The sequence below is a fragment of the Mesorhizobium sp. W067 genome (assembly GCF_054719525.1).
This window is the reverse complement of record NZ_JBTTII010000001.1, coordinates 4,774,639-4,786,927: the sequence shown is the minus strand read 5'-3', so window position 1 is coordinate 4,786,927 and position 12,289 is coordinate 4,774,639. Positions and strand designations below refer to the sequence as shown.

Genomic DNA, 12,289 nt, shown 5'->3' with positions numbered 1-12,289 from the left:
ACTCCTGGAGGAGTAGAATCATGGAGCGGAACAAAATGGCAATGGGTAATGCCGACAGCCTGCCGTCAGGGGCCTGATGGGCGCGACTTATCCCCCAGGAGTTAGCAGGCGAGCTCAGCATCCTGAGAGCTCGGCAATGATCGCGCCGACCGCGGTGCGGGCGGCGTCCATGCCTTCACCGGTGTCGATGACGAAATCGGCCTGCCGGCGCTTTTCGGCGTCGGGCACCTGCTTGGCCAGGATTGCCGCCAGCTTTTCCTCACTCATGTCAGGACGCGCCAGCACGCGGGCGCGCTGGATATCGGCCGGCGCGGTGACGACGACGACCTTGTCGACACGGTTGCGGCCGCCGGTTTCGAACAGCAGCGGAATGTCGAGCACGACGAGCGGCGCGCCGGCGGCGCGGTGCCTTGCCAGAAAGGCATCGGCATCGGCCCGCACCAGCGGATGGACGATCGCCTCCAATGTCTTCAGCGCAGCAGCGTTGCCGAGCACGCGGCGCGCCAACTCGGTGCGGTCGACCCAACCGGCAATCACGGTGCCGGGAAAGGCCGCCTCGACGAGAGGTGCTGCCTTGCCGGCATAGAGGCGATGCACGGTCTCGTCGGAGTCATGCACCGGCACGCCGGCGTCGACGAACATTTTCGCCGTCGTCGACTTGCCCATGCCGATCGATCCGGTGAGGCCGAGCACGGTCATCATTTGGCGCCCATCATTTGCGACCCATCATTTGGCGAGGATGTCGGCGACGATCATCTGTCGCAACTCAGGCGTGACCTGCGGCATCTTGCCGAACCAGCGTTCGAAACCGGGCACAGCCTGGTGCAACAGCATGCCGAGCCCGTCGACCGTCTTCAAATTTCTCGCGCGGGCAGCGGCAAGCAGCGGTGTTTCCAGCGGCACATAGACGATGTCTGCGACAATGGCGTGAGCTGGCAGGCCGGCCGGATCGGCGGCCAGCGTCGCATCGCCATGCATGCCAAGTGCCGTCGTGTTGATCAGCAAGCCGGCATCGCCAAGCAAGTCGCCGACCGCGCCATGCGCCGAGACGCCGGCCCCGAAGCGGTCGGCGAGTTCCTGCGCCCGCGCCAGTGTGCGGTTTACGATGCGGATATCGTTGATGCCGCGCACTTTAAGCGCGTGGATGACCGCGCGCGACGCGCCGCCGGCGCCGAGCACCACGGCCGGAGCGTTTCTCTCCCAGCCCGGGGCATGCTCGTCGAGATTGCCGGCAAAGCCGATCCAGTCCGAATTGCCGCCCCACAGCACGCCGTCGTCCAGCCACAGCATGTTGACCGCGCCGATCATCTCCGCCGCTTCGTCGCGGCGCTCGACCCGGGCGAAGGCGACTTCCTTGTGTGGAATGGTGACGTTGCCGCCCTGATAGCCATTGGCCTCGAGCGACGAGAGGAACTCGGGAAAATCGGCCGGCGCGACATCGATCGCATAATAGCTGCCGTCGATGCCGTATGTGTTCAGCCAATAGCCGTGGATCTTCGGCGAGCGCGAATGCGCGATCGGATGGCCGGTGACGAAAGCTTTTTTCTCAACCATCGATGGCTCCGAGCGCACGCAATTCCGCCAGCACCGGTAACAGCGGCAGGCCGACAATGGTGAAATAATCGCCTTCGATCTTTTCGAACAGCTGGATGCCTTCGCCCTCGATCTGGTAGGCGCCGACGCTCGACAACGCCTTGGCGCCGACGCGGGCCAGGTGCCGGCCGACGAAGGCCGGATCGAGCTTGCGCATGGTAAGGCTGGCGATGCCGACATGGCGCCACAGCACCTTGCCGTTACGGCAGAGCACGGCGGCGCTGTTCAGCTGATGCGTCTTGCCTGACAGCGCCAACAGATGGCGGCGGGCGCCTTCCATGTCGGCCGGCTTGTGGAACACTTCATCTCCCAGTGACAAAGTCTGGTCGCAGCCGAGCACCAAGGCGCCCGATCTGCGTTCGCTGACCTCGGTCGCCTTGGCTTCGGCGAGTATCAGGGCGACATCTTCCGGCGACACACCGCTGTCCTGCAACGGCGCCTCGAGCGCACGCTCGTCGACATCGGCAGGCACCGCTTCGATGCCGAGCCCGGCATTGATGAGCATTGCTTTGCGGAACGGGCTGCCGGAGGCGAGGATGATTTTTTCGGTCATGGGTTCTGGGCCTGGTCGATAGTGGTTGATTGGGGCAGGAGGTCGCGTTGCCATCCCATCATCTATTCTTCCCCCGCAGGGCAACAATGGCTGCCGCGGTCTCTTCGATCGAGCGGCGGCTGACGTCTATCATCGGCCAATTGTGGCGGGTGCAGATCTGGCGGGCATAGGCGAGCTCTTCGGCGATCGAGGCACGGTCGACATAATCGGTCGCTTCGTAGGTGCTGCTGTTGCCGAGCACGCGGTTCTGCCGGACATGCGAGATGCGTTCGGCGGTGGCGATCAGCCCGACGATCAGCGGCTTGGTGGCAGCGACCAGGCTTTCGGGCACCGGCACGCCGAGCACGATCGGGATGTTGGCGGTCTTGATGCCGCGGTTGGCGAGATAGATGCTGGTCGGCGTCTTCGATGTCCTGGAAATGCCGATCAGCACCACATCCGCGTCGTCCATATTGAGCGGCAGCTGGCCGTCATCATGCTCCATGGTGAAATTGAGTGCGTCGATACGGTGGAAATAATCGGCGTCGAGCACATGCTGGGCGCCGACGCGGCGGCCGGCCGGCGTGCCAAGATAGGACTGGAAGACGGTGAGGACCGGCTCCAGCACCGAAACACAGGGCAGCCCCATGGTGGCGCAGCGCTCGTCAATGCCGCGCGCCAGCTTCTGGTCGACGACGGTGTAGAGGATGATGCCCGGTTCCTCCTCTATGTCCTCGAAGACTTTCGCCACCTGCTTTTCGGTGCGGATGAGCGGATAGATATGCTCGATGGCTCGCGCATCCTTATATTGCGCCGAGGCGGCTCGGCCGGCCGCCAGCAGCGTCTCGCCGGTGGCGTCGGAAATCAGGTGCAGATGAAAGAAGCTCTGGGGTTTGTTCACAGGGGGCGCCTCAGGCTGTGGGCTTGTGTGGATAAATAGGGACCGCAAAGGCGACCGGCTGGAGGCGACTGTATCAGAAGGCCAGTTGTCCACAATTCGATGCGCTGTCAGCTCCACGGTGCGGCTGGGGACAAATCTGGGGACGGGCGTTTTTGCCAGCGCTTCATCCACAGAGGCGGTTTTTCAGCTGCTACGCCAAACCATTGACTCCAATGATGGAATCCTGGTCATCCACACTCTTTGCCAATCCCGCGGAAGAAACACGCGACAAAATGCTGGCTGGCCTTTTCCAAGGCAAAGCGGGACAGGTGACAACCACCGATACCAACAGACTCTTAGAATCAGAAGATTCTAGAAATAGACTATTTAATTATAGAGAAGGCAGGGAAGAGAGCGCTCAATGCCCGAGAACCGCATCGTGCTGGACGTGCTGAGAGGCGAGGCAGTGTTTCCGCCGCCGCTCTGGATGATGCGCCAGGCCGGGCGCTATCTGCCGGAGTACCGCGAGACCAGAAAGCGCGCCGGGTCCTTCCTCGATCTTTGCTACAATCCTGATCTGGCCGTTGAGGTGACGCTGCAGCCGATCGAGCGCTTTGGCTTCGATGCCTCGATCCTGTTCTCGGACATTCTGGTCGTGCCGCATGCGCTGGGGCGCGATGTCCGCTTCGAGGAGGGCCGCGGGCCGCTGCTGACGCCAATCACTGCAGCTGAGATTTCGGCTCTCAACAGTGAAACGTTTCACGTGAATCTCGAACCGGTCTACGAAACGGTTCGCCGGCTGCGGGCAAGATTGCCTGACGAGACCACGCTGATCGGCTTCTGCGGCGCGCCGTGGACGGTGGCGACCTACATGATCGCTGGCCACGGCACACCCGACCAAGCGCCGGCGCGGCTGTTTGCCTATCGCGAACCGACGGCCTTCAAGCATCTCCTGAAAGTGCTCGCCGATCACTCCGCGGCCTATTTGATCCGCCAGATCGAAGCCGGTGCCGACGTGGTGCAGATTTTCGATTCCTGGTCCGGCGTGCTTGATGATGCGTCTTTCGAGCAGTTCTGCGTGCAACCGGTGGCGGAGATCGTCAGGCAAGTTCGTGCGGTTCATCGCGATGTTCCGATCATAGGCTTTCCCAAGGGCGCCGGCGCCCGCTACGAGACCTATCGTGAGAAGACCGGGGTCACGGGGCTGGGGATCGACTGGACCGTGCCCCTGTCGGCTGCGAACGAACTGCAGCATTCAGGGGCGGTCCAGGGCAATCTCGATCCCTTGCGGCTCGTGGCTGGCGGCAAAGCCCTGTCGGACGGCGTCGATGCGATCCTCAAGGCGCTGGGCGACGGACCGCTGATCTTCAATCTCGGCCATGGCATTACGCCGGAGACGCCGGTGGCGCATGTCGAGGCGATGGTGAAGCAGGTGCGGAGCGCGACACGCTGATGGCTCAATCGGATAATACGGGCGGCAACAGCACTCGTGGGGCGATGATGCGCATGACCATCGGCATCGGAGTGCTTGTTGTTCTCACCGCACTTTTGTTTTTCTTTGCGCCTGAGGGTTTCTATCCCTGGGCGAAGGCAATCCATATCCTGGCCGTCATCTCCTGGATGGCCGGCATGCTCTATCTGCCGCGATTGCTGGTCTACCACGCCGACGCAGAGAAGGGGTCCGTCCAATCGGAGACCTTCAAGGTGATGGAGCGGCGTCTGCTGCGCGGCATCATCAATCCGGCGATGATCGTCACCTGGGTGTTCGGGCTTTGGCTTGCCTGGAAAGTGTTTGGCTTTCACGGCGGCTGGCTGCACGCCAAGATGGGCTTGGTGCTGTTGCTGTCGGGCGTGCATGGCTATCTGGCCGGTGCTGTCAGGAAATTCGCCGAGGACCGCAATGAAAAACCGGCGCGGCACTGGCGAATCGTCAACGAGATCCCCACATTGCTGATGATCGCCATCGTCATCCTGGTTGTCGTCAAGCCGTTCTAGGCCCATTTCGGTCGACAAAACGCAGCTTGCTCTTTCCCCCGACCGACGATAAAAGACGGGTCTTCCTTCCCGTCATGCGCCGCCCTTGATTGCTTTCGGCCGCGCCCGGCATTTATCGCATCCAGCCGATATATTTTCCCCAAAGCAGATTCAGAGTCCGTCTATGCAAGAAATGAAACTCGCAGAGTTCAAGAACAAGAAGCCGCCAGAGCTGATCGCCTATGCCGAATCGCTCGAAGTGGAAAACGCCAGCGTCATGCGCAAGCAGGAACTGATGTTTGCCATCCTGAAGAAACTGGCCGCCCAGGACGTCGAGATCATCGGCGATGGTGTGGTCGAGTTGTTGCAGGACGGTTTCGGCTTCCTGCGCTCAGCCAACGCCAATTATCTGCCGGGTCCCGACGATATCTACATCTCGCCCTCGCAGATCCGCCGCTTCTCCTTGAAGACCGGCGATACCGTCGAAGGGCCGATCCGCAGCCCAAAAGAGGGCGAGCGCTATTTCGCCCTTCTCAAGGTCAACACGATCAATTTCGACGATCCCGAAAAGATCCGTCACAAGATCCATTTCGACAATCTGACGCCGCTCTATCCGACCAAGCGGCTGAAGATGGAGATCGACAATCCGACCGGCAAGGACATCTCGTCGCGGGTGATCGACCTGGTGGCGCCGATCGGCAAGGGACAGCGCGCGCTCATCAACGCGCAGCCGCGTACCGGTAAAACGGTGCTGATGCAGAATATCGCCCACTCGATCACGGCCAATCATCCGGAATGCTATCTGATCGTACTTCTGATCGACGAACGGCCAGAAGAAGTGACCGACATGCAGCGTTCGGTGAAGGGCGAGGTCGTGTCCTCGACCTTTGACGAACCGGCGGTGCGCCACGTCCAGGTCGCCGAAATGGTCATCGAAAAGGCCAAGCGCCTGGTCGAGCATGGCCGCGACGTCGTTATTCTGCTCGATTCGATCACCCGCCTCGGCCGTGCCTACAACACCGTTGTGCCGTCCTCCGGCAAGGTGCTGACCGGCGGTGTCGACGCCAACGCGCTGCAGCGGCCGAAGCGCTTCTTCGGCGCGGCCCGCAACATCGAGGAAGGCGGCTCGCTGACCATCATCGCCACCGCGCTGATCGACACCGGCAGCCGCATGGACGAAGTCATCTTCGAAGAGTTCAAGGGCACCGGCAACTGCGAAATCCAGCTCGACCGCAAGGTCGCCGACAAGCGCATCTACCCGGCCATGGACATTTTGAAGTCCGGCACCCGCAAGGAAGACCTGCTGGTCTCCAAGCAGGATCTGCAGAAGATCTTCGTCCTGCGCCGCATCCTGGCGCCGATGGGAACCACGGATGCGATCGAGTTCCTGATCGACAAGCTGAAGCAGACCAAGACCAACGCCGATTTCTTCGATTCGATGAACACGTAGGCTTCTCGTCGGCCATCGTTTCGCATTGAAGCCCCGTTCCGGGAACTGGGACGGGGTTTTTCATTGCGGGGGCAAACAGGTCGCATTTCCGACAGGGCGTGGCCTTGGGCGGCAATTTCCATAGCTGTCGTCATGCGAGTAATCGCGTCTCGAAGATCGGAAGCCGCATGGAGAAAACAATCCCGACCCTGATCGGCTTCTCGGCCATCCTGACATGGTCCTTCTTGGCGCTGCTTTCGACGGCGGCGGGACCGATTCCGCCCTTTCAGCTGGCGGCGATGACGTTTCTGCTTGGCGGGTTGGTCGGCGCGTCGAGCTGGCTTGTCCGTCCGGCGGCGATCAAGTCGCTGCGCCAGCCGTGGCAGGTCTGGGCGCTCGGCACAGCGGGGCTGTGCATCTACCACTGCGCCTATTTCTTCGCCATCCAGTCGGCGCCGCCGGTCGAGGTCAGCCTGATCGCCTATCTCTGGCCGTTGCTGATCGTCGTCTTTGCCGCCTTCCTGCCTGGAGAAAAGCTGAGGGCCCATCACATTGCCGGCGTCATGCTCGGCCTTGCCGGCGCCATTGTGGTGATCACCAAGGGCGGCACGATCGGACTGGCCAATGGTGTGATGAAGGGGCATGTCATCGCGCTGTTCTGCGCTTTCATCTGGGCCGGCTATTCGGTTTTATCGCGCCGCTTTGGCAAGGTGCCGACCGATGTGGTCGTCGGTTACTGCTTCATCACGGCTGCGGTCGCCTTGGTGCTGCACCTCACCCTTGAGACCACCGTCTGGCCACAGACGGCGACGGAGTGGAGCGCCATCGTCATCTTGGGCGTAATACCGCTAGGCGCCGGCTTTTACGCCTGGGACTATGGCTGCAAGCACGGGGACATCATGATCCTCGGCGCCCTCTCCTATGCCGCGCCCCTCTTCTCGGTCATCGTGCTTCTGCTGGCAGGCTTTGGTGTGTTTCACTGGTCGGTGGCTGTTGCTTGCATCCTGATCACGGTCGGAGCGGTGGTCGCGGCCAAGGATTTGCTGTTCGCGCCGCGGCCGCTATCCATTGATGTGACGCGGCTTCCTTCGGCCTTGGACGGAAACACGGGTTGAGCTACCGGCGTCGCAGCAGCGGCTCGGTTCCTACGGATCCGGCCCCACGGGCAGGATAGCGGTACATAGCTCCGGTCTGCCGGTCTGCGGCCGAATGCCACTGGCCAATGTTAAGTCGATTCGCATCCGTTCCGATCGCGGAGACGATCGGCGTGACGCGGGTCGGGATTTCCGATTCGCAACCGGAACGAGGCTTGCCTCATGGGGAGATGGGCTCCAGCTTCACGGTTCCGGGCCAGGAACAGGCATTAACGATGCCGGCCTGCCGTAGGGCTTGCTGGCCCGCCCAGAACTGCTTGGCGTCGGGATTAGGACCCGCCTGCTCGCACATGGATGACAAGGCGGCTATACAGATTTGGTAATGTCCGGCCGCTCCTCGCGATCGACCTTGATATTGACGAACAGCCGGTTCATGACGGCCGCGACACTGTGGGATTGTTGACACCTAGGCGACCGGTGAGAACGGGCAAATGATTTCGGGCGATTCGATCGTTGCGCTTTCCAGCGGGCGCCTGCCCGCCGGCATCGCTGTCATCCGCATTTCCGGACCGAGGGCTCGATTCGTTGTCGAAACGGTGGCTGGTGGCACGGTCAAGGACCGGTGTGCGACCCTGCGCAAGCTCCGAACGGTGGACGGGTCGCTTATCGACAACGGCCTGGTGCTGTTTTTTCCTGGGCCGAACAGTTTTACCGGCGAGGATGTCGCCGAGTTCCACGTCCATGGCGGCCGCGCCGTCGCCGGCAAGATGCTGGAGATCGTCGCCGGCTTTGACGGCCTGCGTCATGCGGAGCCTGGGGAATTTACGCGCCGGGCTCTTCTCAACGGCAAGCTGGATCTGGTCGAGACGGAGGCGTTGGCTGATCTGGTCAACGCCGAAACCGAAGCGCAGCGGCGCTTTGCCGTGCAGAATGCCGAAGGAGTGCAAAGCGAACTCTATCTTGGCTGGCGCCATCGCCTGATCCATGCACGGGCCATGATCGAGGCGGAAATCGACTTCGCCGACGAAGACGACGTGCCCGGTTCCGTTTCGGACACGGTTTGGTCCGATGTGCGCGCAATGGTGGGCGAGATCGGCCGGCATGTCGATGGCTTCCATGCCGCCGAGATCATCCGTGACGGGTTTGAGGTTGTCATCCTCGGTTCACCGAATGCCGGAAAATCCAGCCTTTTCAATGTGCTGGCCAGACGTGAGGCGGCGATTGTTACCGACGAGCCCGGCACGACGCGGGATTTGCTCGAAGTGGTGCTGGATCTCCACGGAGTGCGGGTCAGGGTAACCGACACCGCGGGCCTGCGCGAGTCGCCCGGCAAGATCGAAGCGATCGGTATCGAAAAGGCGCGGGCCAAGGCGCACACGGCTGACCTGGTGCTGTTGCTGGAAGATCTGGCGGACCCTACTGCGATCGGCAACATGCCTGTTGACGCCCCGGCTTTGAGAATCGGCACCAAGGTCGATCTCTTGAAAGGTTCGCCGCGATCAGAGGCGTATGATGCGTTGATATCGACGGTGGACGGCACTGGTTTGGCTGAACTGCTGGCTGAGATCGGCAGGCGCGCCGCGGCTGCTATCGGCGATGCCGGTGACATCCTGCCGTCTCGGTTGCGGCATGTGGAGCTGCTCAATGAGACCAGGCGCTTTCTGATCTCGGCTTTGTCGGGGCAAGAGTGCGGCCAGGAGCTACGGGCGGAGGAGCTGCGTCTTGCGGCGGACCGGCTTGGCCGGATTGTCGGCGCGGTGGATGTCGAGGACCTGCTGGACGTGATCTTTTCGCAGTTTTGCATTGGGAAGTGACTCACGTGAAACAGGGGGGCGCGCTGTGTGAGTGACTCACGTGAAACACAGGGGGCCGCCCAAGTGCGTGTTTTACGTGAAATGAGGAGTTTGGCAAAAACGGCAAGTGCCGAAGGCCGGCCCCGCCCCTCATTGTCCTCCCGGGCATTTCGCACGGACGGGGAGAAAGATACTGTTATCTCCGGGATTTCGCCAACCACCGAAGCGCGCCAGCGCTTAGCTCCTCCTTGTTCACCGGGAGAAGATGCCGGCAGGCAGATGAGGGGCAGCGCCGGCCGAGGTAATTGTCGCCGCTTCCCTCACTCACGTGAAACACCTCTGCGGCTTTCAGCACTCCGTTCCCCGTGAACGAATCAACCTGCAATCCTTGACAGCGTCCTCTCGTGGGGACATGTGTCGGGAAATCTCTGAATCTGGAAGGGACAATGATCGATCACTATGATGTGGTTGTGGTGGGCGGTGGCCATGCCGGGTGCGAGGCTGCGAGCGCTGCCGCGCGCGCCGGTGCCAGGACCGCGCTGATCACGCTGCGCTTCGACACGATCGGTGTCATGTCCTGCAATCCGGCGATCGGCGGCCTCGGGAAGGGCCATCTGGTGCGTGAGATCGACGCCATGGACGGGCTGATGGGCCGCATCGCCGATGCTGCCGGCATCCAATTCCGCCTGCTTAATCGCCGCAAAGGCCCTGCCGTGCGCGGGCCGCGCACGCAGGCCGACCGCAAGCTTTACCGGCTGGCCATGCAGGAAGCGATTCGGCAGCAGAACGGTCTCGACGTCGTCGAAGGCGAAGTCTTGGATTTCGAGATCGAAGAAGGACGGATCGCCGCTGTGCTCCTGGCCGACGGGCGCCGGTTGGCGTGCGGTGCAGTCGTCCTGACCACCGGCACTTTTCTTCGCGGCCTCATCCACATTGGCGACAGGAAGATTGTCGCCGGGCGGATGAACGAGCAGGCGAGCCTTGGCCTGTCGGCGACGATGAGCCGCGCCGGTTTCGCGCTTGGACGGCTGAAGACCGGCACGCCGCCGCGGCTCGATGGCCGCACCATCGACTGGGCGTCGCTGGAAAGCCAGGCGGCCGACGAACATCCAGTGCCGTTCTCGCTGCTCACCGACACAATCAAGAATCCGCAAATCCATTGCGGCATCACGCGTACGACACCGGCGACGCACGAGCTGATCCGCGCCAATCTCGGCCGCTCCGCCATGTATTCCGGCTCGATAGAGGGGGTCGGACCACGCTATTGCCCGTCGATCGAAGACAAGATCGTCAAGTTCGGCGATCGCGAAGGCCACCAGATTTTCCTCGAGCCGGAAGGGCTGGACGACGACACGGTCTACCCCAATGGCATTTCGACCTCCCTGCCCGAGGATGTGCAACTCGACATTCTCAAAACTATACCCGGGCTAGAGCGGGCGACCATGCTGCAGCCCGGCTACGCCATCGAATACGACCATGTCGATCCGCGCGAGTTGGAGCCGACGCTTGAGGCCAAACGTATTGCGGGGCTTTTCCTAGCCGGTCAGATCAACGGCACCACCGGTTATGAAGAAGCCGGAGCGCAGGGCCTGCTCGCCGGGCTCAACGCCGCGCGCAAGGCGGCGGCCGACGACCAAATCGTGCTCAGCCGCACCGAAGCCTATATCGGTGTGATGGTCGACGACCTCACCAGCCGCGGCATTGCCGAGCCCTACCGCATGTTCACTTCGCGGGCGGAGTTTCGCCTATCGCTGCGCGCCGACAATGCCGATGAAAGGCTTACGCCTCTGGCAAATCGGCTTGGTATTGTGTCGCCGGAGCGAACGCGGCGGTTCAATCAAGTCACACAGGATCTTGATAGGGCGCGCGAACTCGCAGCTGCGACGACGATGACGCCCAACGAAGCAGCGCGGCATGGGCTGGAGATCAACAGGGACGGCGTGCGCCGCTCCGCCTACGAATTGCTCGCTCATCCCGGCGTCGATATCGCTTGGCTGGCCCGTGTTGCGCCGGCCTTTGGCGCAATCGACCCCAAAACCGCCGAGCGGCTCGAAACGGAAGCGAAATATTCGGTTTACCTTGATCGCCAGCAGGCAGATGTCGCACAGATCCGCCACGAGGAAAGCCGGTTGATCCCGGCGTCGGTGGATTTCGCCGATGTTCCCGGCCTGTCCAATGAGCTGAAGCAGAAGATGCTAACGCGTCAGCCCCGGTCGATTGCTGACGCGCAGCGTATGGAAGGCATGACGCCGGCGGCGCTGGCAATCATCGTCGCGCACGTCCGCAACGCTGAAACGGCCGCGCAAAGGGCCGTTGCGTGAGCGCTGCCTCATGGGCGAGCCTGCAAGAGGCCGCGGGACCGGTTTCACGTGAAACATTCGATCGGTTGGTGACGTTCGAACAGTTGTTCCTGAAATGGAACCGCAGCATCAATCTGGCCGCGCCGTCGACGCTGGACGATGTCTGGGGCCGCCATATTCTGGACAGCGCGCAGCTGGCGCGAATCGCCCCCCAGGCCAAACGCTGGGCCGATCTTGGTTCGGGCGGCGGTTTTCCGGGCCTGGTAATGGCCTTCCTGCTGGGCGAGCGCGACGGCGCGTCGATCGATCTGGTCGAGAGCAACCGCAAGAAAGCATCGTTTTTGCAGGCGGTCATTGGCCAGTTCGGTTTGCCGGCACGGGTCGTCGCCCGGCGCATCGACGACAGCTATGCGCTTGTTTCCGCACCGGAAATCATCACGGCGCGGGCGCTGGCCGCGCTGCCGGCGCTGCTCGATCTGTCGGCGCCGTGGCTGACCAAGGGATCGCGGGCGCTGTTCCACAAAGGCCGGGATTACCGCTCCGAGGTGGAAGAAAGCACTCACCGCTGGGCTTTCGATCTGGTAGAACATCCGAGCATGACCGACGCCCATGGCGTCATCCTCGAAGTGACCGATCTGCGGACGGCGTAAGCTCTCCTTTGCAACCTTGGCGACGCAATGAATACCTGGCCCAC

11 protein-coding genes and 1 pseudogene are annotated in these 12,289 nt (G+C 62.1%); 7 read left to right on the top strand and 5 right to left on the bottom strand.

Going from position 1 to position 12,289, the window contains the following annotated elements:
* Positions 1-114 precede the first annotated feature (114 nt).
* The 4 genes from coaE to ACYG97_RS23320 are packed head-to-tail and all read right to left on the bottom strand — an operon-like array spanning position 115 to position 3,143.
* Positions 115-699: a dephospho-CoA kinase gene (gene coaE, locus ACYG97_RS23335; protein WP_031261981.1), complete on the bottom strand. Its 585-nt coding sequence runs from the start codon at positions 697-699 to the stop codon at positions 115-117.
* A gap of 27 nt (positions 700-726) precedes the next feature.
* Positions 727-1,554 carry a shikimate dehydrogenase gene (locus ACYG97_RS23330; RefSeq protein WP_023698099.1) on the bottom strand — a complete coding sequence of 276 codons (828 nt, stop codon included), beginning with the start codon at positions 1,552-1,554 and terminating at the stop codon, positions 727-729.
* A complete protein-coding gene (locus ACYG97_RS23325; protein ID WP_023698100.1) occupies positions 1,547-2,146 on the bottom strand; it encodes a Maf-like protein in 600 nt (199 codons plus the stop codon). Before ACYG97_RS23325 ends, ACYG97_RS23330 begins: the two co-directional genes overlap by 8 nt.
* A 58-nt stretch (positions 2,147-2,204) precedes the next feature.
* Positions 2,205-3,143, bottom strand: coding sequence for a pyruvate, water dikinase regulatory protein (locus ACYG97_RS23320; protein ID WP_373420152.1), 939 nt, complete (start codon positions 3,141-3,143; stop codon positions 2,205-2,207).
* A 283-nt stretch (positions 3,144-3,426) separates the two neighbouring features.
* Between ACYG97_RS23320 and hemE the strand changes: the two genes are divergently transcribed.
* From hemE to yddG, 4 genes are all read left to right on the top strand, one after another.
* Positions 3,427-4,458 (top strand): uroporphyrinogen decarboxylase, encoded by a 1,032-nt coding sequence (hemE, locus tag ACYG97_RS23315; RefSeq protein WP_023726726.1) that lies wholly within the window; start codon positions 3,427-3,429, stop codon positions 4,456-4,458.
* The gene (gene hemJ, locus ACYG97_RS23310) at positions 4,458-5,000 is read left to right on the top strand and encodes a protoporphyrinogen oxidase HemJ (RefSeq protein WP_023692917.1); all 543 of its coding nucleotides are present in this window, start codon (positions 4,458-4,460) and stop codon (positions 4,998-5,000) included. The genes hemE and hemJ overlap by 1 nt, the downstream gene beginning before the upstream one ends.
* Positions 5,001-5,163: 163 nt before the next feature.
* Positions 5,164-6,429, top strand: coding sequence for a transcription termination factor Rho (rho, locus tag ACYG97_RS23305; protein ID WP_023672113.1), 1,266 nt, complete (start codon positions 5,164-5,166; stop codon positions 6,427-6,429).
* 167 nt (positions 6,430-6,596) lie between these two features.
* Positions 6,597-7,523, top strand: a complete 927-nt coding sequence (gene yddG / locus ACYG97_RS23300; RefSeq protein WP_023732820.1) for an aromatic amino acid exporter YddG — start codon at positions 6,597-6,599, stop codon at positions 7,521-7,523.
* Positions 7,524-7,782: 259 nt separating this feature from the next.
* Here the strand turns inward: yddG and ACYG97_RS23295 are convergent.
* A pseudogene (locus ACYG97_RS23295) lies at positions 7,783-7,961 on the bottom strand (DUF255 domain-containing protein); the annotation flags it as partial.
* A gap of 32 nt (positions 7,962-7,993) precedes the next feature.
* Between ACYG97_RS23295 and mnmE the strand changes: the two are divergent.
* The 3 genes from mnmE to rsmG all read left to right on the top strand — a co-directional run bounded on the left by mnmE (position 7,994) and on the right by rsmG (position 12,245).
* On the top strand, positions 7,994-9,316 hold the full coding sequence (mnmE, locus tag ACYG97_RS23290) for a tRNA uridine-5-carboxymethylaminomethyl(34) synthesis GTPase MnmE (RefSeq protein ID WP_023732821.1): 1,323 nt from the start codon (positions 7,994-7,996) through the stop codon (positions 9,314-9,316).
* Positions 9,317-9,741: 425 nt separating this feature from the next.
* On the top strand, positions 9,742-11,616 hold the full coding sequence (gene mnmG / locus ACYG97_RS23285; RefSeq protein ID WP_023732822.1) for a tRNA uridine-5-carboxymethylaminomethyl(34) synthesis enzyme MnmG: 1,875 nt from the start codon (positions 9,742-9,744) through the stop codon (positions 11,614-11,616).
* A complete protein-coding gene (rsmG, locus tag ACYG97_RS23280; protein ID WP_023708807.1) occupies positions 11,613-12,245 on the top strand; it encodes a 16S rRNA (guanine(527)-N(7))-methyltransferase RsmG in 633 nt (210 codons plus the stop codon). Before mnmG ends, rsmG begins: the two co-directional genes overlap by 4 nt.
* The last annotated feature ends 44 nt before the right edge of the window (positions 12,246-12,289 follow it).

Coding starts and splice junctions, on each gene's coding strand:
- coaE (WP_031261981.1), bottom strand. CDS start 699: ATGACCGTGCTCGGCCTCACCGGATCGATCGGCATGGGCAAGTCGACG.
- ACYG97_RS23330 (WP_023698099.1), bottom strand. CDS start 1,554: ATGGTTGAGAAAAAAGCTTTCGTCACCGGCCATCCGATCGCGCATTCG.
- ACYG97_RS23325 (WP_023698100.1), bottom strand. CDS start 2,146: ATGACCGAAAAAATCATCCTCGCCTCCGGCAGCCCGTTCCGCAAAGCA.
- hemE (WP_023726726.1), top strand. CDS start 3,427: ATGCCCGAGAACCGCATCGTGCTGGACGTGCTGAGAGGCGAGGCAGTG.
- hemJ (WP_023692917.1), top strand. CDS start 4,458: ATGGCTCAATCGGATAATACGGGCGGCAACAGCACTCGTGGGGCGATG.
- rho (WP_023672113.1), top strand. CDS start 5,164: ATGCAAGAAATGAAACTCGCAGAGTTCAAGAACAAGAAGCCGCCAGAG.
- yddG (WP_023732820.1), top strand. CDS start 6,597: ATGGAGAAAACAATCCCGACCCTGATCGGCTTCTCGGCCATCCTGACA.
- mnmE (WP_023732821.1), top strand. CDS start 7,994: ATGATTTCGGGCGATTCGATCGTTGCGCTTTCCAGCGGGCGCCTGCCC.
- mnmG (WP_023732822.1), top strand. CDS start 9,742: ATGATCGATCACTATGATGTGGTTGTGGTGGGCGGTGGCCATGCCGGG.